At 67.8% G+C, this 22,359-nt stretch carries 19 protein-coding genes; 13 read left to right on the plus strand and 6 right to left on the minus strand.

The features are described from left to right. Positions 1–2: 2 nt before the first annotated feature. Together AC1DFR_RS21100 and AC1DFR_RS21105 are read right to left on the minus strand one after the other, a co-directional pair. Positions 3–809 (minus strand): type 1 glutamine amidotransferase, encoded by an 807-nt coding sequence (locus AC1DFR_RS21100; protein WP_476858407.1) that lies wholly within the window; start codon positions 807–809, stop codon positions 3–5. Beyond that, positions 806–2,095 (minus strand): DUF1727 domain-containing protein, encoded by a 1,290-nt coding sequence (locus AC1DFR_RS21105; protein WP_476874406.1) that lies wholly within the window; start codon positions 2,093–2,095, stop codon positions 806–808. Before AC1DFR_RS21105 ends, AC1DFR_RS21100 begins: the two co-directional genes overlap by 4 nt. 103 nt (positions 2,096–2,198) lie before the next feature. Between AC1DFR_RS21105 and pdxT the strand changes: the two genes are divergently transcribed. The 9 genes from pdxT to AC1DFR_RS21150 all read left to right on the plus strand — a co-directional run bounded on the left by pdxT (position 2,199) and on the right by AC1DFR_RS21150 (position 12,245). Then, positions 2,199–2,900, plus strand: coding sequence for a pyridoxal 5'-phosphate synthase glutaminase subunit PdxT (gene pdxT / locus AC1DFR_RS21110; protein ID WP_476856804.1), 702 nt, complete (start codon positions 2,199–2,201; stop codon positions 2,898–2,900). 3 nt (positions 2,901–2,903) lie between these two features. Further along, complete coding sequence (locus AC1DFR_RS21115) at positions 2,904–3,659, plus strand: YebC/PmpR family DNA-binding transcriptional regulator (RefSeq protein WP_223916716.1); 756 nt, start codon at positions 2,904–2,906, stop codon at positions 3,657–3,659. A gap of 49 nt (positions 3,660–3,708) precedes the next feature. Next, entirely contained in the window at positions 3,709–4,287 is a 579-nt protein-coding gene (gene ruvC, locus AC1DFR_RS21120; RefSeq protein ID WP_476874407.1) for a crossover junction endodeoxyribonuclease RuvC, read from the plus strand. 125 nt (positions 4,288–4,412) lie between these two features. Then, positions 4,413–5,057, plus strand: a complete 645-nt coding sequence (gene ruvA, locus AC1DFR_RS21125) for a Holliday junction branch migration protein RuvA (protein ID WP_018773177.1) — start codon at positions 4,413–4,415, stop codon at positions 5,055–5,057. Further along, positions 5,050–6,174: a Holliday junction branch migration DNA helicase RuvB gene (ruvB, locus tag AC1DFR_RS21130; protein WP_476849318.1), complete on the plus strand. Its 1,125-nt coding sequence runs from the start codon at positions 5,050–5,052 to the stop codon at positions 6,172–6,174. The genes ruvA and ruvB overlap by 8 nt, the downstream gene beginning before the upstream one ends. A gap of 214 nt (positions 6,175–6,388) precedes the next feature. Then, entirely contained in the window at positions 6,389–6,811 is a 423-nt protein-coding gene (yajC, locus tag AC1DFR_RS21135; RefSeq protein ID WP_476849317.1) for a preprotein translocase subunit YajC, read from the plus strand. Positions 6,812–6,915: 104 nt separating this feature from the next. Next, positions 6,916–8,691, plus strand: a complete 1,776-nt coding sequence (gene secD, locus AC1DFR_RS21140; protein WP_476858410.1) for a protein translocase subunit SecD — start codon at positions 6,916–6,918, stop codon at positions 8,689–8,691. Next, entirely contained in the window at positions 8,692–9,711 is a 1,020-nt protein-coding gene (gene secF / locus AC1DFR_RS21145) for a protein translocase subunit SecF (RefSeq protein WP_476874408.1), read from the plus strand. It begins immediately after the preceding gene. Between the two features lie 215 nt (positions 9,712–9,926). Continuing rightward, on the plus strand, positions 9,927–12,245 hold the full coding sequence (locus AC1DFR_RS21150) for a RelA/SpoT family protein (RefSeq protein WP_476849343.1): 2,319 nt from the start codon (positions 9,927–9,929) through the stop codon (positions 12,243–12,245). A gap of 27 nt (positions 12,246–12,272) precedes the next feature. Here the strand turns inward: AC1DFR_RS21150 and AC1DFR_RS21155 are convergent, their stop codons facing one another. From AC1DFR_RS21155 to AC1DFR_RS21165, 3 genes are all read right to left on the minus strand, one after another. Continuing rightward, on the minus strand, positions 12,273–12,965 hold the full coding sequence (locus AC1DFR_RS21155; protein ID WP_476858411.1) for a hypothetical protein: 693 nt from the start codon (positions 12,963–12,965) through the stop codon (positions 12,273–12,275). A gap of 116 nt (positions 12,966–13,081) precedes the next feature. Next, positions 13,082–14,770: a DUF349 domain-containing protein gene (locus AC1DFR_RS21160; protein WP_476874409.1), complete on the minus strand. Its 1,689-nt coding sequence runs from the start codon at positions 14,768–14,770 to the stop codon at positions 13,082–13,084. A 61-nt stretch (positions 14,771–14,831) separates the two neighbouring features. Beyond that, positions 14,832–15,638 (minus strand): peptidylprolyl isomerase, encoded by an 807-nt coding sequence (locus tag AC1DFR_RS21165; RefSeq protein ID WP_476849313.1) that lies wholly within the window; start codon positions 15,636–15,638, stop codon positions 14,832–14,834. Between the two features lie 279 nt (positions 15,639–15,917). On the opposite strand from AC1DFR_RS21165, the gene hisS reads away from it, so the two are divergent. Continuing rightward, positions 15,918–17,258, plus strand: coding sequence for a histidine--tRNA ligase (hisS, locus tag AC1DFR_RS21170; RefSeq protein ID WP_476849312.1), 1,341 nt, complete (start codon positions 15,918–15,920; stop codon positions 17,256–17,258). On the opposite strand, the gene AC1DFR_RS21175 is transcribed toward hisS, so the two are convergent. After that, positions 17,255–18,634, minus strand: a complete 1,380-nt coding sequence (locus AC1DFR_RS21175) for an APC family permease (protein ID WP_476849311.1) — start codon at positions 18,632–18,634, stop codon at positions 17,255–17,257. The genes hisS and AC1DFR_RS21175 overlap by 4 nt on opposite strands. A 123-nt stretch (positions 18,635–18,757) precedes the next feature. Between AC1DFR_RS21175 and aspS the strand changes: the two genes are divergently transcribed. The 3 genes from aspS to AC1DFR_RS21190 all read left to right on the plus strand — a co-directional run. Beyond that, positions 18,758–20,542, plus strand: coding sequence for an aspartate--tRNA ligase (gene aspS / locus AC1DFR_RS21180; RefSeq protein WP_476849310.1), 1,785 nt, complete (start codon positions 18,758–18,760; stop codon positions 20,540–20,542). A 95-nt stretch (positions 20,543–20,637) separates the two neighbouring features. Beyond that, a complete protein-coding gene (locus AC1DFR_RS21185) occupies positions 20,638–21,480 on the plus strand; it encodes a GNAT family N-acetyltransferase (RefSeq protein WP_476874410.1) in 843 nt (280 codons plus the stop codon). A gap of 121 nt (positions 21,481–21,601) precedes the next feature. After that, positions 21,602–22,359: DUF222 domain-containing protein (locus AC1DFR_RS21190; protein WP_476874411.1), on the plus strand; the 758-nt coding region annotated here is incomplete at its 3' end.

Genomic DNA, 22,359 nt, shown 5'->3' on the forward strand with positions numbered 1-22,359 from the left:
GGTCAGCGGGGCCGGCGGGCGGCGTGTTCCCGCGCCAGCACCGCGTAGGAGTCATCCGGCGTGCCCGGGGTGAAGCTGCCGTATTTGCGTTCGACGGCGGTCCGGATCAGGAAATCCGCGAGAGCCGGGTTCTTGGGCAGCAGCGAGCCGTGCAGGTAGCTCGCCACGATGTTGCGGTAGCGGGCTCCCTCCTGGCCGTCCGTGCTGTTGTTGCCGGTACCTTTGGCCGTCGTCCCGAGCGGTTCGACGCCCGGTCCCAGTGTGGTCTGGCCGCTGTGGTTTTCGTAGCCGAGGATGTTGCCGAATTCGGGGGAGGAGACAGTGACGTTGCCGATCAGGCGCTCGTCGGTGCCGTGGGTTTCCACGTCCAGGATGCCGATGCCCGGAAGGACCGACCCGAGCCGGGTCTTGAAGAATTTCCCGAACAGCTGGTACAGCCCGCAGATCACGAGCATCGGGGTGCCCTCGTCGGCCATCTGCTTCAGGGTGGACTCGCGCGAGAGGAGGTCGTCCTGGATGACGAGCTGTCCGCTGTCCTGTCCGCCGCCACCGACAATCAGGTCCACGTCTGCCGGGAACGGGTCACCAACGTTGTACTCGAGCAGTTCCGGCGTGTAGCCGTGCCAGCGCAGGCGCTGCGCGAGGACCAGGGCGTTGCCCCAGTCGCCGTAAATGTTCATGTCCCGCGGGTAGAGCTGCAGGACCCGGATGGTTCCCTTGCTGGGGGCCGCGGAATCTTCGGGCGGAAGTTCGTGCCCGAAGGACAGCTCGTGCGGGGTTTCGGGGGATTCGGGGGACGCGGGGGTCATGAGACCACCTCCACTGTGGTGATTTTGGACAGCTCGCGGCGGATGGCCAGCATGGCCGTGTAGGTGCAGAAGATCCTCTTCGGCTTGCCCTCGCCGCCGCGGATGAACGCTGCCAGTGCCGGCGCAATGTCCGTGTCGACGGCGCCGATCGCGACGTCGTCGTACTGCAGCCGCAGCGCCATGTCATACGCGCGGGAGCCCGTGAGCTGGTCCACGCCGCCGTCGCGGAGCGTGTCGAATTCGACGTCCCACAGCCAGGACATGTCCCGGCCGTCGGCGTAGTTGTCGTTGATCGCGATCATCGTGGCGTACCCGGCGGCGGGGAACGATTTGAGGCCGAGCCGGAAACCGCTGGGGTTCTTGACCAGGACCAGTTCCAGCGGCAGGCCATCGACCACGAGGCTTTCGCCGCGGCCGAACGCCGGCGCCACCTTGGACAGCGCCGTGAGCAGGCCGGCCTGGTCGGTCCCGGTGCCGCGGGCGCCGGAGACGCCGCGGGCCAGGGTCAGCGCGGCGGCGGCATTGAAGATGTTGTAGACGCCGCGCAGTTTCATCCCCGTGGTGACCGTCGCGCCGTCGTACTCGAAATCGGCGTCGTCGGCGCCCACGCGGCGCAACACGACGTCGGCGGCGGGCCGGGCGGGGGCGGCCGGCACCGGGCTGCCCGGGGCCGCGCGCATGTCGTCGTCGTTGGGGAAGGTGCTCAGCAGCGAATCGTCGAGCCCGAAGTAGAGCACCTCCGGCCCGTCCAGGGTCTGGGCGATCCGGGCGACGCGCGGGTCTTCCCGGTTCAGGACCACGGTCCCGGTGGTCTTGGACGCGATGTGCTGGAGCAGTTCGGCGGTCTTGTCGATCTCGCCGAACCGGTCCAGCTGGTCGCGGAGGACATTGAGCAGGAGGCTGTACCGCGGCGGGACCTTGTTGACGAAGTGGACGGCATGCGCCTCATCCAGTTCCAGGACCGCGACGTCGGCATCGAACCGGCCCCGCCAGTCGACCTCGCCCAGGAGCGCCGCGGCCACGCCGCGGGTGAAGTTGCTGCCGGTGCGGTTGGTGAAGACTTTCAGTCCCTGGCTCTCGAGCAGTTCCACGACCATCTTGGTGGTGGTGGTCTTCCCGTTCGTGCCACTGACGACGGCGACCCCCAGCGGCAGCGTGGACAGCGTCCGCCGCATGAAATCGGGGTCGATTTTTTCGACCACAAGCCCGGGGAGGGCCGAGCCTCCGCCCCTGAGCCGGGAGACCCGGCGGACGAACTTGCCGAGCGGAACGCTGAAGTAAAGCATGCTCTGTAATATATCCCAGCAGCGGCATGGAACCCGGACGCCCGGTGCCGCTGCATGCGTCTTCCATGCGTGCCGTGCAGGCGCAGAGCATTATGCTGTGGGGATGACCACCCCCTCTTTTTCCCCTGAATCCCGCGTGGGAACGGGGCTCCGGATCGGCGTCCTGGCGCTGCAGGGCGATTTCCGGGAGCATCTGCATGCCGTGGAAGCCGCCGGCGCCGCCGGCGTCGGGATCCGGCGTCCCGCCGAACTCGACGGCCTGGACGGGCTCATCATCCCCGGCGGCGAATCGACCACGATCGACAAGCTCTCCCGGATCTTCGGGCTCCGGGATCCGCTGCGCGAACGCATCCAGGCCGGCCTGCCCGTTTACGGCTCGTGCGCCGGGATGATCCTGCTGGCGGACGAGATCGCGGACCCGGCGAAGGACCTGGCCGGAAACCCGCAGCAGACGTTCGGCGGACTCGACATCACCGTGCGCCGCAACGCCTTCGGCCGGCAGCGCGAGTCCTTCGAGACGGACCTGGACTTCATGGGGTTAGGGTTCAGCGCCGCGGGCGGGGCAGTGGCCCCGGTCCACGCCGTCTTTATCCGCGGGCCCTGGGTGGAGCGCGTCGGCGACGGCGTCGAAGTCCTTGCCCAGGTGGAACCGTCCAAAGCCGGCCACCCCGAATCCCTGGACGGGACGGCTAGAATTGTTGCAGTGCGTTCCGGCAAGCTGCTGGCCACCTCCTTCCACCCGGAAGTGACGGGGGAGAAGCGCGTGCATGAACTGTTTATTCGAATGATCAGAGGAGAAGCGTAAAGCATGTCAGGCCACTCCAAATGGGCGACGACCAAGCACAAGAAGGCCATCCTTGACAGCCGCCGGGCCAAGTCGTTCGCCAAGCTGATCAAGAACATCGAAGTCGCCGCGCGCATGGGCGGCCCCGACCTCTCCGGCAACCCCAGCTTGGAACTGGCCGTCACCAAGGCGAAAAAGACGTCGGTGCCCGCTGACAATATCGACCGCGCCATCAAGCGCGGCGCCGGGCTCACCGGCGAGGTCGTCGATTACACCGAAATCATGTACGAGTGCCGCGGCCCGCAGGGTTCCGCGCTGCTGATCGAGTGCCTCACGGACAACAAGAACCGTGCCGCCTCCGAGGTCCGGCTCGCCATCTCCCGCAACGGCGGCACGATCGCCGATCCCGGCTCCGTCAGCTACCTCTTCTCCCGCAAGGGCGTCGTCTCGCTGCCGAAGAACGGCCTGGCCGAGGACGACGTCCTGATGGCCGTGCTGGATGCCGGGGCCGAGGAAGTCAAGGACAACGGCGACAGCTTCGAGATCCACTCCGAGCCGACCGACCTCCAGGCCATCCGCGATGCCCTCACGGAAGCCGGCATTGAGTACGACACCGACGAGGCCGAGTTTGTGCCGTCCATGCAGGTGCCGCTGGACCTTGATGCCGCCAAGAAGTTCATGAAGCTGGTGGACGCCCTGGAAGAGCTCGACGACGTCCAGAACGTGTACAGCAACGCCGACCTCAGCGACGAAGTGCAGGCCGCACTGGAAGCCGAGTGACCCGCTCACCCAAACGTGACTTTTGGGGCCCGGTCTTGACGGCCCAACCGTGACGCTGCGCGTGTTGGGGGTCGACCCGGGCCTCACCCGTTGCGGGATCGGCGTTGTCGACGTCGAGCGGAACCGGCGGGCCACTTTGGTGGCCTTCGGCGTTGTGGGCACCTCACCCGAGGAGAGCCTGGACCAGCGGCTGCTGGTCATCGCCACGTCCATCGACGAGTGGCTGGACCGCTACCAACCCCAGGTCCTCGCCGTGGAGCGGGTCTTTTCCCAGCTCAACGTCAGCACGGTCATGGGGGTGGCGCAGGCCTCCGGTGTGGTCATTGCGGCCGCCGCGCGCCGTGGCATCCCGGTGGCTCTGCACACCCCGTCCGAGGTCAAGGCAGCCGTGACGGGAAGCGGGACCTCGAACAAGGATGCGGTCACCAAGCTGGTGACCAAGATCCTCCGGCTGGACGCGCCTCCGCGCCCTGCCGACGCCGCCGACGCCCTTGCGTTGGCCATCACCCACGCCTGGCGGGCCGGCAGCGGGGCCGCCGTAGCCACGACTGGGCCGGGCAGCCAGTCCCTCACTCCGGCGCAGCGGGCGTGGGCGGACGCGGAGGCAAAAGCGCGCCGTGCGCGCTGAATGTCCGGCTGTGACGCCGCGGGGCTTGGTAGGGTATTCGTAGATATGTTCGGATAGCCGGCGTGCCCGGCTGTACGTTCTTTCATCACCCAGTTGTAGACGCCAGTTAGACCAGGAGCCCGGCCTTGATCAGTTTTCTTCGCGGAACCGTTGCGCATGTTGGCCTGTCCTCCGCCGTGATCGACCTCAACGGCGCCGGCATGAGCGTCAACGCCACACCGCAGACCCTCAGCGGCCTCCGGGTGGGTGAGGAGGGAAAGCTATTCACGTCCCTGATCGTGCGGGAAGACTCGCTGACCCTGTTCGGCTTCGCCAGCGATGACGAACGCGAGGTGTTTGATGTGCTCCTCAGCGTCAGCGGAGTCGGTCCCCGCCTCGCACTGGCGGTGCTGGCCGTCCACGAGCCCGAAGCCATCCGGGTGGCCGCCCACTCCGGCGACGGCAAGGCCTTCACGAAGGTCCCCGGCATCGGACCGAAGGTGGCCGGCCGGATCGTGCTCGAACTAGCCGGCAAGCTTGTGCCGCACGGCACCGCCGGCGCGCCTGTCGCGGCCGTGTCCGCCGAATCCGTCTGGAAGCCGCAGGTGGTGGCCGCGATGACCAGCCTGGGCTGGTCCGAAAAGGATGCCACGGCCAGCATCGACAAGTCCCTTGCCGATTCCCCGGACCTCGCGGCGAACGGCAATGTGGCGGAGATTCTCCGCGCGACGCTGCGCTGGCTGGGCCAGGACGGCGCCCGCGCCGGGAACCGGGTAGGCGCGCGTGGCTGAGCCGTCGATCGTCGCCGGGGGAGAGGAACCGGAGGAGCGGGTCATCGAAGCCGCCCTGCGGCCCAAGAACCTGCACGACTTCGTGGGCCAGCACCGGGTCCGCAAGCAGCTCTCCCTCGTGTTGGAGGCCTCGCGCATGCGTGGGCGCAGCGCGGACCACGTGCTGCTCTCGGGCCCTCCCGGCCTGGGCAAGACCACACTGTCCATGATCATCGCCGCCGAAATGAACGTTCCGCTGCGGATCAGCAGCGGCCCGGCCATCCAACACGCGGGCGACCTTGCGGCCATCCTGTCCTCACTCTCTGAGGGCGAGGTCCTGTTCCTGGATGAAATCCACCGCATGTCCCGGCCGGCCGAGGAAATGCTGTACATGGCGATGGAAGATTTCCGCGTCGATATCGTCGTCGGCAAGGGCGCCGGCGCCACGGCCATTCCGCTGGAGCTGCCGCCCTTCACGCTCGTCGGCGCCACCACGCGGGCCGGCCTCCTTCCCGGCCCGCTGCGGGACCGGTTCGGTTTCACCGGCCACCTCGAGTTTTACTCCGTCGAGGAGCTGGAACTGGTCCTGCGCCGCTCCGCCGGCCTGCTGGACCTGAAGGTCAACTCCGCCGGATTCAGCGAGATTGCCGGCCGGTCCCGGGGCACGCCGCGCATCGCCAACCGGCTCCTGCGCCGGGTCCGGGACTGGGCGCTCGTGCACGGCATCGAGCAAATCGACGCGCGGGCGGCCTCCGCGGCCCTGGACATGTATGAGGTGGACAAGCGGGGCCTGGACCGGCTGGACCGTGCCGTTCTCGAGGCCCTCATCACCAAGTTCGGCGGCGGCCCGGTAGGCCTGTCCACGCTCGCGATCGCCGTCGGCGAGGAAACGGAGACCGTGGAAACGGTCGCCGAGCCCTATCTGGTGCGCGAAGGACTCCTGGGCCGGACGCCGCGCGGCCGGATAGCCCTGGCGCCGGCATGGACGCACCTGGGCTTCGCCATTCCGGCCGGCGCCTTCGGCCAGGACCCGCTGGAACTGTTCCAGGCCGACGAGCCGGGCGAGAGCCCGATCGGCGGGTCCGGTGGGGATCTCGGCGAAGAAACCGATCCTCAGTGGATCCGAAACAGCCGCTAGCACCGTTCTTTCAGCTTTTCCCTTTAGACTGGTATGACGCTCGGCACGTCCGGGTTTTGTTTCCGTGGGCGGAGAGCAGGTAGCCGCCGGCGGTCTGGGGGACGGTCTCGCGGCCAGTTTGCTGCGCAGACCCCTGCCCGCGCCGTCAGGAGCAAACGGACGTTGCTGAAAAACAGCTATGCAAGTACAGAACGGAACTTTCCCCTTGGATCTAATGACAATTCTCCTGTTCGTGATGCTTGGCGTGTTCGTCTTCATGATGTTCCGCCGCAACAAGAAAACGCAGCAGCAGCAGGCGCAGCTCCAGTCGAAGTTCGGCCCGGGCGTCGAGGTCATGACGAGTTTCGGGCTGTTCGGCCGGATCGTCGACATTGACGAAGCGGAGAACAAGGTCACGCTTGAGCTTTCCCCGGGCAACACGGCCACGGTGCACCGCCAGGCCGTCACCAAAATTGTGGAGCCGGTTGTCGCCGCCGAGGAGCCCACGGTCGTTCCCGACGACGCGTCCTCGCTGACCACCGAGAAGCTGGGTGCTGAGGGGACCGACGCCAGCGCCCCCGTCCACGACGCGCCGCGCACCGAAACGCCCGAGGAAACCCTGCGCCGCCTCAACGACGAAGGCAAAAAAGACAGCTAGTCTGCCTACCTGAGCTATCCCGCGAAGCAACGGTTGCGGGCATCCGTCGGCGGGGCCCAGAGCCCGCGCCGGCGGATCCGCCGTAAATAATAGAAAGATCGACAATGGCACGAACTGGCCCCAAAAACTCAGCCATCAGGATGCTGGTCTGGCTTGGCGTAATCATCGCCGCCATGACGGCTGTCCTGGCGGGCGGCACGATGGCCGGCCAGGCGGGCTGGGCTCCAAAGCTCGCACTGGACCTTGAAGGTGGCACCCAGATGATCCTGGCGCCCAAGGTTGAGGGCGGTTCGGGTATCACCGAAGACCAGCTCAACCAGGCCGTGGCGATCATTCGCCAGCGCGTGGACGGCTCAGGCGTCGCGGAAGCGGAAATCAGCACGCAGTCCGGCCGCAACGTCGTCGTCAGCCTCCCGGGAACCCCTGCCAAGGAAACCCGTGCGCTGATCCAGGCTTCCGCCGACATGAACTTCCGCCCGGTCATCCAGACCGGCCCCGGCGCAGCGGTCCCCGCCGCCTCCAGGACCCCGGATGCCCAGCTGCCGAAGCCGACAGCCGCGCCCGCCAACAGCAGCGACGAGAACTGGATTACCCCCGAGGTCTACAAGCAGTTCGAGGCCCTCGACTGCGACAACCCCTCCCAGGACAAGCAGCAGCGCTCCGACCCGACCAAGCCGCTGGTGACCTGCGAGCCGGCCTCGGCCAAGTCGCCGGCCATCAAGTACATCCTCGGTCCGGTGGAGGTGAAGGGCTCGAACATCAAGTCCTCCTCGTTCCAGCTGCAGCGCGGCGCACAGGGTGCCGTGACCAATGAATGGGCCGTCAACATCCAGTTCGATGACGCGGGCACCACCAAGTTCAAGGAAATCACCGAGCGCCTGTACCAGTTCTACGCCGCCGGCGGCGGCCAGACCGGCTCGGATCCGAAATCCCAGTTCGCAATCGTCCTGGACGACCAGGTCATCTCCGCCCCGCGCTCCCTCGCCGTCATCACCGACGGCCGGCCGCAGATCACCGGCGGATTCACCGAGGAGTCGGCCAAGGCCCTCTCCGACCAGCTCCGTTTCGGTGCCCTGCCGATCAGCTTCGAAATCCAGAGCGAACAGCAGATCTCGGCAACCCTCGGCGGTGAGCAGCTCCGCATGGGTATGCTCGCCGGCGTGATCGGCCTCCTGTTGGTGTTTGTCTACTCGCTGTTCCAATACCGGGCCCTTGGCCTCGTGACCGTGGCATCCCTCGTGATCGCCGGGGTGCTGACGTTCCTGGCCATCGCCATCCTCGGCTGGACCGAAAACTACCGGCTTTCGCTCGCCGGCGTCGCGGGCCTGATCGTGGCCATCGGCCAGACAGCCGACTCGTTCATCGTCTACTTCGAACGCATCCGCGATGAGCTCCGCGAAGGCCGCGGCCTGGTCTCGGCCGTCGAAAACGGCTGGAAGCGGGCCAAGCGCACCATTCTCGCGTCCAAGGCCGTGAACCTCCTCGCGGCCGTCGTGCTGTTCTTCGTGGCGGTGGGCAACGTCCGCGGCTTCGCGTTCACCCTCGGCCTCACCGCGATAGCCGACCTCATCGTCGTCTTCATGTTCACCCACCCCACCCTGCAGCTGCTGGCCCGGACCAAGTTCTTCGGCGAAGGCCACCGGTTCTCGGGCCTGGACCCGAAGCGCCTCGGCGCCGTCCCGCTGTACCGCGGTGCCGGCCGGGTCCGTACCCCGGAGGACAAGCCCGTGGCAGTGGTGCGCGCGAAGAACACCGGCGCCGCCGCCGAGGCAGAACGCCGGATGACCATTGCAGAACGCCGCCTCGCCGAAAAGCAGGAGCAGGCACAACAGGCACAGCTCGCCGGTACCTCCAAGAGCGCGTCCAAGGAGGGCAAGTAAATGGTCAACTTCTCAACATTCGGCAATGAGCTGTACACGGGCAAGCGCTCGTACGACTTCGTCGGCTACAGGAGGCTGTGGTTCCTGATTGCCGGGATCGCCGTCGCCCTCTCCATCCTGATCCCGGTCGCCAAGGGTGGGTTCAACCTCGGCATCGAGTTCCGCGGCGGCTCCGAGTTCACGGTCTCCAACGTCAAGACCACCGAGGCCTCCCTCGGCGAGAAGGCCGTCAAGGACGTCGTGTCGGGATCCGTGCCGCGCGTGGCTAACGTCGCGGGTACCACCATGCGCATCCAGACGGACAAGCTCTCCGACGACGAGACGCTGCAGATTAAGGAAGGCCTCACCAAGGCCTACGGCGTGACCGATAACGAAGTCACCTCGACCTTCGTCGGCCCCACCTGGGGTGCGGACGTCACGAAGCAGGCGCTGATGGGCCTGGCAATCTTTGTGGGCCTGGCCGCCGTCCTGATGGCGCTCTACTTCCGGACCTGGAAGATGTCGCTCTCGGCACTTGTCGGCATGGCCGTCACGATGTTCGTGACCGCCGGTGTTTACGGCCTCAGCGACTTCGAAGTAACGCCGTCGGCCATCATCGGCTTCCTCACGGTGCTCAGCTACTCGCTGTACGACACCGTGGTGGTGTTCGACAAGATCCGGGAGAACACCTCGGACATGCAGGCCTCCACCCGGCGGACCTTCGCCGAAGAGGTCAACCTCGCCATCAACCAGACCCTGGTCCGGTCCATCAACACCATGGTGGTGGCCATCCTGCCGGTCGGTGCGATCCTCTTCATCGGGGCCGGGCTGCTCGGTGCCGGAACGCTGCGGGACCTGTCCCTGGCGCTGTTCGTGGGCATCCTGGTGGGCACTGCCGCCACGATCTTCATCGCGGCTCCGCTTTACGCCGCGCTGCGGCAGGGCGAACCCGACCTGGTCAAGCAGGCCAAACGGGTGGAACAGAGGCGTGCTGACGCGGCAGCCAAGGCCGAGTCGCCGGCGTCGCCCGCCACGGCCTGAACCGTCCCCAGCGGCCACAAACGGGCCGGAGACCGTCGTTTTCGACGGCCTCCGGCCCGTCGCCGTATCCCCGCCGGTTATCGAAGTATCCTGCTGCGGGAATACACTTGAATAATTAACCGGTCGCGAGAGGTGCTCCATTGGAAGAACGTTCGACGCCGGTGCCGGAGGCACCTGCGGACAAGGGCCAAGGCCAGGGTTCACAGACTGGCCTGGTGGTTCCCGGACGCCCCGATGTTCCCGTGCCGGTGGACAACTCCGGTGCCCGGCCCACTTTTCCCGGCCGGCGCGAGCGCACGAGGTCCCGACTTGCCCGGCTGACGGGCCGTGGCACTCCGGCCTACTCGCCGATTTTGGAGCCGTTGCTGCGCACTGTGCGCGCCAACAACCCCAAAGAGGATTTCGATCTCATCCAGCGTGCCTTCGTGGTCGCCGAGCGCTGCCACCGGGGCCAGAAGCGCAAGAGCGGCGACCCGTACATCACCCACCCCGTCGCGGTGGCCACCATCCTCGCCGAACTCGGCCTCAGCGGCACCACGCTGGCCGCGGCCCTGCTGCACGACACCGTCGAAGACACGTCCTACACCCTCGCCGACCTCAAGACCGAGTTCGGCCCGGAAGTGGCCATGCTGGTGGACGGCGTCACGAAGCTGGACAAGGTCAGCTTCGGTGAGGCGGCCCAGTCCGAGACCGTGCGCAAGATGGTCGTCGCGATGGCCAAGGACATCCGCGTCCTGATGATCAAACTCGCCGACCGGCTCCACAATGCCCGTACGTGGCGTTTTGTCTCGGCTGAGTCCTCGGCCCGCAAGGCCCGGGAGACGCTGGAAATCTTCGCGCCGCTGGCCCACCGGCTTGGCATGAATACCATCAAGTGGGAGCTGGAGGATCTTTCCTTCGCTGCCCTCTATCCCAAGGTGTACGAGGAAATCGTGCGCATGGTGGGGGACCGGACCCCGGAACGCGAAAAGAACCTGGCGGTCATCCGCAACCAGATCACCGAGGACCTCAGGGCCGCGAAGATCAAGGCCACGATCACCGGGCGGCCAAAGCACTACTACTCGATCTATCAGAAGATGATCGTCCGCGACAAAGACTTCGACGACATCAACGACCTCATGGGCGTGCGCGTCCTGGTCGATTCTGTCCGGGACTGTTACGCGGCCCTGGGCGCGATGCACTCGCGCTGGAACCCCCTTCCCGGGCGGTTCAAGGACTACATCGCGATGCCCAAGTTCAACATGTACCAGTCGCTGCACACCACGGTGATCGGTCCCGGCGGCAAGCCGGTGGAAATCCAGATCCGCACCCACGAGATGCACCGCCGGGCCGAGTACGGCGTCGCCGCGCACTGGAAGTACAAGGACCAGCCGAACCGGACGGCGGCCGGCCCCGGCAGCCCGCGCGACGGCGACATGGGCTGGCTGCGTTCCCTCGTGGACTGGCAGCAGGAAACGTCGGACCCCGGCGAATTCCTTGACTCCCTGCGCTTTGAAATCAACGCCCGGGAAGTGTTCGTCTTCACCCCCAAGGGCGAGGTCATGGCACTCCCCGCCGGGTCCACGCCCGTCGACTTCGCGTACGCCGTGCACACCGAGGTGGGCCACCGGACTATCGGCGCACGCGTCAACGGCAAGCTCGTTCCGCTCAACAGCGAACTGAACCACGGCGACTGGGTCGAGATCTTCACCTCGAAGGCCGAAGGCGCCGGCCCCAGCCAGGACTGGCAGCACTTCGTCAAGAGTGCCCGGGCCCGGAACAAGATCAGGCAATGGTTCAGCAAGGAACGCCGCGAGGAAGCGATTGACCGCGGCAAGGACCTCCTGACCAAAGCGATGCGGAAGCAAAACCTTCCACTGCAGCGGCTCATGACCCACGACGCCCTCGCTGCGATCGCAGAGGACTTCAAATACGCTGACATCTCCGGGCTCTACGCCGGCGTGGGCGACGGCCATACCTCCGCCCAGTCCGTGATGGAACGCCTGGTGGAGAGCCTGGGCGGGAATGAGCACCCGGACGATGCCCTCACCGAGGTCTCCATCCCCACCCAGGTCAGCAAGGCCCGGTTCTCCGATTCCGGCGTCGTTGTCCGCGGCGTGGACGATGTCTGGGTCAAGCTCGCCCGGTGCTGCACGCCGGTCCCGCCGGATCCGATCCTGGGCTTCGTCACCCGTGGCTCCGGGGTCTCCGTGCACCGGACCGACTGCACCAACGTGAGCGGCCTGATGGACCAGCCGGACAGGATCGTGGAGGTGGACTGGGCCCCCACACAGTCCAGCGTGTTCCTGGTGGAGATCCAGGTCGAGGCGCTGGACCGCAAATCGTTGCTCTCCGACGTCACCCGGGTGCTCTCGGAAAACCACGTCAACATCCTGGCGGCGAGCGTGCACACGTCCACGGACCGGGTGGCAATCTCCAAGTTTGCCTTCGAGATGGGCGACCCGAAGTACCTTAGCCACGTGCTCAGCGCGGTCCGCAGGATCGACGGCGTCTTCGACGTGTACCGCACCACCGGAAACCGCCGCCGCAGCTGACCCGGCAGTTCAGGCCTCGGTCCAGGCTTACTGGACGGGATCTTCTGGCGCCGCCGGCTCTGCCGCGAGGGCGGCGAGCTTCGCCAGGGCCGCCCGCTTATGCGGAACGCGCGGACTCGCCTCCACGGCGAGCCTGAGCAGCCGCAGGCGGACGCCCAGCTCGGGACGAGCCAACAGCGCCCTGAGGGCCGGCACGGCCCGCTCCGCGTCCACGTGCATCGCCACGTCCACCGCCGTGCGCAGCGGGCTGGACACCATCAGGCCTCCCATGCTCACGACGTCGAACGGCCCCAGCCGAACTTCGTGGAAGGTGCAGCCGCGCACGGACCGCAGACTGGAAATCCGCCGGTTGGCGTCAACCAGCAGCGCCAGGCGGTCCGGTTCCGTGGCACACCCATAGATCCATGCCGCGGTCATCCGGCCAGCCACGACCCGCTGCCGGATCGCCGGCGCCACCACCAGGGCCGCGGCCCGCGCGCGAAGCTGGGGACTGGCATGGGATCCGGGCGGCAGGTAGCCGCGCTGATACAGCTGCGTCAGCACGCCGTCGGCGGCCATGGCCTGCAGCTCCGGCCAGGAGAACAGCGCGCCGGGGGAGTAGAGCTCGCAGTGTTCCGGCCCCGGACCTGGACTTGGAGTCCCCGGCACCGGAGCTCCCGGCACCAGGGCGTGCCGGCCCGGATCCGGCGGAGCGGTGGGAGCGCGGGGCATGATTACCATTCCGCCATCGTTCCCGGTTCCCCGGACATAGAACAGGCCCCGTACCGGTCATGTGGATAACCGAAACGGGGCCTGGACTGACCTGCTGGTGTACTTCGTACTGGGGTGCCGTGTGCCTAGGAGAGTTCGCTCGCTGAGCGTTCGAGCTGCTCCAGCCAGGCCTGGCGTGCCTCGAGGGCTTCCCGGGCGGCCTTGATCTTGCGCTCGTCGCCGGCCTTCTCCGCCTTGGCCAGATCTTCCTTGAGGCCGGCAATAGCGGCCTCGAGCTGGGTGAGGGCGCTGTTGGTGCGCGCCTTCGTCTCCGGGTTGGAACGCTTCCAGTTTTCGTCCTCGGCGTGGCGGACAGCGTCCTCCACCTTCCGCAGACCGGCTTCGATGCGGCCCATGTCGGCGCGCGGCACCTTGCCGGCCTCTTCCCAGCGGTCCCGGATGGACTGCAGCGACTTCTTGGCTGCCGCGAGATCCTTGATCGGCAGGAGCTCGTTGGCTTCCACCAGGAGCGCTTCCTTTACCACCAGGTTCGCACCGTACTCCTGGTCGATCTCGTCGTTGGCTGCCTGGCGGTTGGTGAAGAAGACGTCCTGGGCGGCGCGGAAGCGGGCCCACAGCGCGTCGTCGTCCTTGCGGCTGGCGCGGGGTGAGGCTTTCCACTCATCCATCAGGCGGCGGTACTCGCCGGCGGCAAAACCCCAGTCGGTCGAGGAGGAAAGGGCCTCGGCCTCGGTGATCAGCTTCTCCTTTGCGGCCTTGGCCGCCGAATTGTTGCTGTCCAGCTGGGAGAAGTACGCGCGGCGGTGCCGGTCAAACACCGTGCGGGCGGCGCGGAATCGCTTCCACAGTGCGTCCTCGTTGCTGCGGCCGAGCCGGACGCCGCTCTTCTGGGCGGTCTTCCAGCTCTCGAAGAGTTCGTTCATCCGCGCGCTGGAGGTCTTCCACTGGATCTGCGCGGGATCGTGGCCGGCAATTTCCTCGGCCTCGGCCACGATGGCCTCGCGGGCGGCAAGCTCAGCGGCGCGGACAGCGTCGTGCTCGGCCTTCTCAGCCTTTTCCAGCTCGCCGATCTGTGTCACCAGAGCGTCCAGCCGGGCCTCGGCGGAGCGGATGTCGCCCACCATGTTCCGCTCGGCGAGCTGCTCGCGCAGGTGCGTGACGGTCTTCTGCATGTCCGCGGTGGGCGCCTTGGAGCTCACCCGCTGTTCCAGCAGGACGATCTGGGCCACGACGTCCTCGAACTTCCGGGCGAAGTAGCCCAGGGCCTCGTCCTCGCTGACACCCGGGTACTGGCCTACGGGGTATTCCGTGCCGTCAACGGTCAGGAAGACGTGGCCGTCGCCTTCAACACGGCCCCAGCGGGCCGCTTCGGCCAGTGAAGCTGCGGAGGACACGGCCGCCGGGGCCGGAGCCGGTGCGGCCGCGGACGGCTTGGCCTTCGGCCGGCCGGCAAACGCTGCCGGGCTCGGCGCGGGACGCGCGGCCGGCGCGGGACCCGGCGTCGGAACCGGGGCGGCGGTGGCTGCAGCTTGGTCAACAGGCTCGGCCGTCTCCGCCGGCTCGGCAGGTTCTGCCGGAACGGCCGTCTCCGCCGGCTCGGCAGGTTCTGCCGGAACGGCGGGCACAGTGGCCTCGGATGCCTCGGCGGGTGCCTCGGCGGGTTCCTCGCTGGTCGCGGTTGGGGCCTCGGGTGCCGCAGTCTCGCCGTCGGCGTCTACGGCAGCGCCTGCACTCTCGGCGGGGGTCGCCTCGGTTTCGGTTTCGTTGGCAGCTGCTGTTGCCAATGTTTCGTCGGATTTCTGACTGTCTGTCACCGCTAGAAGTCTTTCGCTTGGAGGGAAATACCGGGACCAGGGCCTTGGGGGCCGCGGCTGGTTACTTCAGTGAGAACGAGTCTATCGTGACTGGTTCCGCAGGTGCGCCGTCGGTGGCGTTGTCGCCGGGCTTCAGTCCGGCAGCGGCAATACCGCCCACCACGTCGAGTCCAGAGGTCACCTTGCCCACCACCGTATAGCCCCCGGCGGCATCCGCTGGAATGACGGTGTCCTTGTACACAATGAAGAATTGGGTGCCGTTACCGTTGGCGTTCCCGCCGGTCCGGGCCACTGCGATGGTTCCGGCGGGGTACTTGTTGTCCGTCGGGGTGTTTTCCAGCGGGCCCCAGGTGTAGCTCGGATCGCTGCTGCCGTCACCTGCCTTGGAACCGCACTGGAGTACGCCGAAGTTCTCCGCCGTGGTCAGCCGGTGGCAGCTGACGCCGTCGTAGAACTTTTGGTCGGCAAGGGATTTGAAGACCGCCGCGGCCTGGGGGGCCTTCGTGCCGTCGAGTTCGACGCCGAGCGTGCCGCGGTTCAGCTTGAGCTCGCCCGTGAACGTCTTGCCCGCGGCAGTCTCCGGCTTGGGGATGTTCGCACCGTTCGTCGGGGCCGCTGTGGGTGAGGCGGACGCCGACGGGCTGTTCAGTCCCTCCTGCGCGGCCGCGAATTCCTCTTCGGTTGGGTTTGAGGCGAAGGCGGTCAGCTGAAGCACCAAGGCCAGGCCAATTGCGGCCGTGCCGGCGCTGATGGCGAAGACGTTGTCGCGCTTGCGGCGCTTGTCCTGGTCCCGGCGCAGGCCGCGCCTGGCCTCCATCTGCTGGACGCGCCGCTTCGCCTCGCGTGCGCTGCGTGAACTGGCCGCCAAAGGTCCTCCTGGTTGTATGGCCGCCACCATGACGGGGCCGTAGGCGCCGTCGCGGTAGCAGCAGCAAGCTGCCGGCAGTCCCGCAGGGTCCGGCTCCGTTGGAAGAAGCGGGCGCCGAACGCATAAACTGACTGCCGCACACAGTTTATGCACGACTGGCCGGTCTGCCGCTTATCTTCGTTACGTTTCGACAGAGAGAATGCCGCCTGACGCCCGCGCCCGAAGATACTGCAGTAGCAACGCGATACCGCAGTGGTAACCAGAGGAGAAAATTTCACCATGGCACGCACAGCCTCCCTGTCAGGATTCCCCGAGTGGCTTCCCGAGGAGCGGCTGGTGGAACTCCATGTGCTGGACACGCTGCGCCGGACCTTCGAGCTCCATGGTTTCTCCTCGATCGAGACCCGCGCCGTGGAGACGGTGGGCCAGTTGCTGCGCAAGGGGGAAATCGATAAAGAGGTCTACGGCCTGAGCCGGCTCCAGGACGATGAGGACTCCGCGGCCAAGGTTGACCCGCATGCCCTTGCCCTGCACTTCGACCTCACCGTGCCCTTCGCCCGGTATGTCGTGGAAAACGCCGGCTACCTGGCGTTCCCGTTCCGCCGTTACCAGATCCAGAAGGTCTGGCGCGGCGAACGTCCCCAGGAGGGACGGGCCCGCGAGTTCACCCAGGCGGACATCGACGTCGTCGGCGACGGCGAACTGCCGTTCCGGTACGACGTTGAAATCGCGCTGGTGATTGCCGAGGCGCTCAACGCGCTGCCCATCCCCGACTTCCTGCTGCGGATCAACAACCGCAAGCTGGCCGAGGGCTTCTACACCGGGATCGGCCTCACGGACACCGCGGGCGTCCTGCGCAGCATCGACAAACTCGAGAAGGTCGGGCCGGCGAAGGTGGCCGAGTTGCTCAAGGAGGAACTCGGCGCCACTGACGATCAGGCGCAGGCTGCCCTGAAGCTCGCGGGCATCCGCACCACGGACACGTCCTTTGTGGAGCAGGTCCGGGCGCTCGGCGTCACCAACGAGCTGTTGGAGGAAGGCCTGAACGAGCTGGAGCAGGTCATTGCGGCCGCCGTCCAGCACGCGCCGGGACGGGTCGTCGCCGATCTCAGCATCGCCCGCGGCCTCGATTACTACACCGGCACCGTGGTGGAAACCGTCTTGGTGGGGCACGAGCAGCTGGGCTCGATCTGCTCCGGCGGCCGCTACGACGCACTGGCGAGCAAGGGCAACCGCAAGTTCCCCGGCGTCGGCCTCTCGATCGGCGTGACCCGGCTGGTGTCGCGGATACTGAGCCAGGACCTGGCCAAAGCCACCCGCTCCGTGCCGACCGCCGTGCTGGTGACGCTCAACAACGACGACAGCTGGGCCGCCGCACAGGATGTCGCCGCGCAGCTGCGCAGCCGGGGCATCGCCACGGAGGTCGCCGCGAAGGCCGAGAAGTTCGGCAAGCAGATCAAGTTCGCCGACCGTCGCGGCATTCCGTTTGTCTGGTTCACTGACGACGACGGCAAGCACCAGGTCAAAGACATCCGCACGGGCGAGCAGTACGACGCCGACCCGGACTCGTGGACGCCCTCCGAGGAGGACCTGCACGTGCGCGTAGTCGCCGCGGGCTAGGACTTCCGGGCAGGCCCGTTAGTGTCCCGCGTCCTGCGCACCAGCAGGACGAGGAACCGCCCGGCCACCCCTGCCGCCAGCACCGCCGCCATGAACAGCACGGAGGCCGGCGGCAGGGTGACGGCCAGGACCAGGCAGCCGAGGAAGCCCAGCACATTGAGCCAGCGCGGCGCATGCCAGGGGCGGCCGGCCAGCGTGAAAGCCGCGGCGTTGGTCACGGCGTAATAGACCAGCACGCCGAAGCTGGAAAAGCCGACCACGGTCATCACGTCGGTGCTCAGCAGCAGGACCACGACGGCGGCGGCGACGGCCAGTTCCGCCGTGAACGGGACGGTGCGGGCGCGGCCCACCCTGGCCAGCGGGGCGGGCAGGTCCCGTTCCCGCGCCATCGCCAACGTGGTCCGGCCGACCCCGGTGATCAGGGCCAGCAGCGCGCCGAGGCCGGCCGCCGCCGCTCCGGCCTGGACGAACGGGACGCCGGCGCCGAGGCGGGAGACCGCCACCGCGTCCAGCAGCGGCGCCGTCGAACCCGCCAGCTGCTGCGGGGGCAGGTGCCACTGCAGCAGCGCGGCCAGGCCAAGGTAGATCACGAAGGCCCCGGCCAGTGCGGCCAGGATGGCCCGCGGGATCGTACGGGCGGGATCCTTGACCTCCTCGCCGAGGGTGGCGATCCGCGCATAACCCGCGAAGGCGAAGAACATCAGCCCCGCCGCGGGAAGGACGCCCCAGCCGCCGGAGGGCGGCGCGGGATAGGCCGGCGCCGCCGACACGGCGGGGGCGCCCGCCGGGTGCGGACCGAGCAGGGAGGCCACGGCGACGAAGACGAGCGTGGCCAACACGACGGCCAGCAGGATCCTGGTCAGCAGCGCGGTCCGCGTGATGCCGAGCAGATTAACTCCCGTGAGGACGACGACGCCGGCGACCGCCAGCGGCGTGGCATAGGCCGGCGCCACGTAGTGCCCAAACGTCAGCGCCATCGCCGCGCAGGACGCCGTCTTACCCGTGATGAAGCCCCAGCCCGCAATGAAGCCCGGCCACTGGCCGAGCTGCCGGCGCCCATACACGTAAGTTCCCCCGCTGTCGGGGTACCTCGCCGCCAACTGCGCCGACGCGACGGCATTGCAGTAGGCGATGACGCCGGCCACGGCCACGGCAAGTGTCAGCAGCGGCCCGGCCAGGGCTGCGGCGGGGGAGAACACGACGAACACGCCGGCGCCCAGCATCGAACCCAGGCCGATTGCCGTGGAATCGAACACGCCGAGGCGGCGCTGCAGCCGCTGGGGTGGCCGCTGCGGACCAGGCCGGCCGCCGGGCTGATCGCGGTGCTGACCGGGGGGCTGGTCGCCGGGCTGGGTTCCGTTGCGCCGGGTTGCCATGGCAAAAGGGGCCTTTCCAACGGGTAAACTCGAACGGGATCGTTCCCGTAGCGATCATATTAGAACGTCATTGTTTTGTTATCGCTTTTGATTTTCCCTCTGTCTTCTTCAGAAAGGCGTGCTGTGCTGCGCACACATGACCTCGGATCACTTCGCTCCGAGCACATTGGACAAACCGTAACCCTCGCCGGCTGGGTCGGCCGGCGTCGTGACCACGGTGGTGTCGCATTCGTTGACCTGCGCGACGCGTCCGGCGTCGCCCAGGTTGTGGTCCGTGAAGAAGAGGTCTTCCACGGACTGCGCAACGAGTATGTGCTGCAGATCGTCGGCACCGTCTCCCAGCGTCCCGACGGCAACGAGAACCCGGCGCTTCCCACCGGCGAGATCGAGGTCATGGCCGAGAAGGTCACGATCCTCAACACCTCGGATCCGCTGCCGTTCCAGATCGACGAACACGTTGAGGTGGGCGAGGAAGCACGCCTGAAGCACCGCTACCTGGACCTGCGCCGCCCCGGCCCCGCCCGTAACCTGCGCCTGCGTTCGGAAGCCAACCGGGTGGCCCGCGAACTGCTCCACCAGGACGGCTACGTGGAGATCGAAACCCCCACGCTGACCCGTTCGACGCCGGAAGGCGCCCGCGACTTTGTGGTTCCCGCCCGCCTCGCGCCGGGTTCCTGGTACGCGCTGCCGCAGTCCCCGCAGCTGTTCAAGCAGCTCCTTCAGGTGGGCGGCTTCGAAAAGTACTACCAGATCGCCCGTTGCTACCGCGATGAAGACTTCCGAGCGGACCGCCAGCCGGAATTCACCCAGCTGGACATCGAGGCCAGCTTCGTGGAGCAGGACGACATCATCCGTCTGGGCGAGAACATCGTCAAGGCCCTGTGGAAGCTGATCGACGTCGAGATCCCGACGCCGATCCAGCGCATCACCTACCACGACGCCATGGCCCGCTACGGCTCGGACAAGCCGGACCTGCGCTTCGGCCAGGAACTCACCGAGCTGACCGAATTCTTCAAGGACACCAACTTTGGTGTCTTCAAGGCGCCCTACGTCGGCGCCGTCGTCATGCCCGGCGGCGCCTCCCAGGCCCGCCGGGCCCTCGACGCCTGGCAGGAGTGGGCCAAGCAGCGCGGCGCCAAGGGCCTGGCGTACGTCCTGTACAAGGAAGACGGCGAACTCGCCGGTCCCGTCGCCAAGAACCTCACCGAGACCGAGCGGGCGGGCCTCGCCGACGCCGTCGGCGCCAAGCCCGGTGACTGCATCTTCTTCGCAGCCGGCGAGAAGACACCGTCCCGCGCGCTCCTCGGCGCTGCCCGCGTCGAGATCGGCCACCGCACCGGGCTCATCAACCCCGCTGACTGGGCCTTCTGCTGGGTCGTGGACGCGCCGATGTTCGAGCCGGCCGCCGCTGCGGTCGCCTCCGGCGACGTCGCCGTCGGCGCAGGCAAGTGGACCGCCGTCCACCACGCGTTCACCTCGCCCAAGCCCGAGTTCATGGACTCCTTCGACGCCGATCCCGAATCGGCGCTGTCCTACGCCTACGACATCGTCTGCAACGGCAACGAAATTGGCGGCGGCTCGATCCGTATCCACGAGCGCGACGTCCAGGAACGCGTCTTCGAGCTCATGGGCCTGGACAAGGAAGACGCCCAGACCAAGTTCGGCTTCCTGCTGGAGGGCTTCAAGTTCGGAGCCCCTCCGCACGGCGGCATCGCCTTCGGCTGGGACCGCGTGGTTGCCCTGTTGGCCGGTGTGGAGTCCATCCGCGACGTCATCGCGTTCCCGAAGTCCGGCGGCGGCTTCGACCCGCTGACCCAGGCTCCCGCTCCCATCACGGCCCAGCAGCGCAAGGAAGCAGGCGTCGACTTCAAGCCGCAGCCCAAGAAGCCTGAGGACGGCAGGGACTAGCCTGCGAGCTTCAGCGGCAGGGGCTCCCCTGGCAACCGGGGAGTCCCTGCCGTCTGTCATTAGTTGCCCGCATTCGTCCCGGACGGAGTAGCCCGATGAACCTGGACCCGCGCCCCGGGATGATTCCTGGATCCATCCCCGGGCTGGAGACGCTGATGGATGCAGCGTGGCCTGCCGCGGAGCGCGAGGAATCCGGCGGGTGGGTGCTGCGGGCGGCGTCAGGGGTGACCCAGCGGGCGAACTCGGTCTGGCCGAGGGATCCCGGCGAGGATCCGCACCGGCAGCTCGCCGCAGTCCGTGACGCCCGGCTTTGGTACCGCAGCCGGCGGCTTCCGCTCATCTTCCAAATTTTTGACGGCCCACGCCACGCGGCGCTCAACGCGGTGCTCGACGCCGAAGGGTTCACCCGGCAGTCCGAAACCTTGGTGCTGGTCCATGTTCCCGGTGCTGAGTCCGGCGTGGAGTCCGGCGTCGGGCCCGGCGCCCCCGAACCTGCCGTGGAAATTTCGGCCGGGCCGTCGGCGGAATGGCTGGAGCTGTGGTGGAGCGTCGACGGCCGCGGGGGAGCGGACGAGCTCGCCGTGGCCCGCGGCATTCTCGAAGGGTGCCCCTCGCTGTATGCTCTGGTGCGGGACGACGGCGGCGCGCCGGCCGCCGTCGCACGCCTCGCCTTGCCCAACACCGGCCCGTCCGGGCCCGGGTGGGGCGGGCTGTACTGCATGGCGACGCGTCCGGATGCACGGCGTCGGGGCTATGGCGGCCGGGTGGTCCGGGCGTTGCTGCACGAGGGCGGGGCCCGCGGCCTGGCGGGGTACTGGCTGCTGGTCATGGCCTCCAACGCCGGTGCCCGTGAGCTGTACGCCCGCGCCGGCTTCCGTGAAGCCGGCCGCTACCTCTACCGTCAGGACAGGCCCAAGCGGCACCTGACCGGCTGCTAAGGATTCCGGCTCCCGCCGTTCAGGTCACTCCGGTGTCGCGGGATGTCCCTCGGCTCAATGCTCACGCTCGAGGACAGCCTATGTCGCTATTTCTGTCGGTGCCTCCTGAGATGATCTGAGTGTGGAGAGCAGGACAGCGTTGAGCGCGGAGAGCGGTGCGGCGATAGAAGCCGTCGCCGCCTCGGTTGCCGCGCTTGCCGCCTTGGCCGGATCGGCCGCTAGCGACGATGCGCCTGCTGCCGACCCGGTGGGAGACGGCGATCCGCTGCGGCGGCTGGCGGACGGTTGCCTGGACGGGCTCGCCGAGGTCGCCCGGATGGAGGCCCGGACCGCGGCGTTGAGGGTGCGGCTGACCGCCGACTACGCGCAGGCAACCAGGTTCCTGGCGCCGCCGGCGCCGTCCGCCAGGGACCGCGCCGTACAGGAGATGGCCCTGGTGGCCGAGGTCGCCTGTGTCCTGACCGTCAGCGAACGCACCGCCGCGGCCCTGCTGTCCGAATCCCGGGCACTGACGACGGCGCTGCCGCTGACCCTGGCCGCCCTTGAGTCCGGGGCGATCTCCTGGGCCCACGCCCGGATCATCGTGGACGAAACCGCGTCCCTGGATGCGGCCGGGGCGGCCGGGCTCGAGGCGCACTTCCTGGACCCCGAAGCGCCGAACCCGGCCCGCGGCTGCCCGGCCGGGGACCTCGTGGCCTCCCGGTTCCGAGCCAAGGCCCGCACCTGGCGCGAACGCCACCACCCCGCCGGCATCGAGGCACGCCACGCCACGAGCGCCGCGGACCGGCGGGTCGAGTACACCCCGGACCGGGACGGCATGGCCTGGCTCTCGGCCTATTTCCCGGCCGACACCGCCGCGGGGATCTGGGAACGGGCCAC

Source organism: Arthrobacter sp. 05T410 (assembly GCF_056396505.1).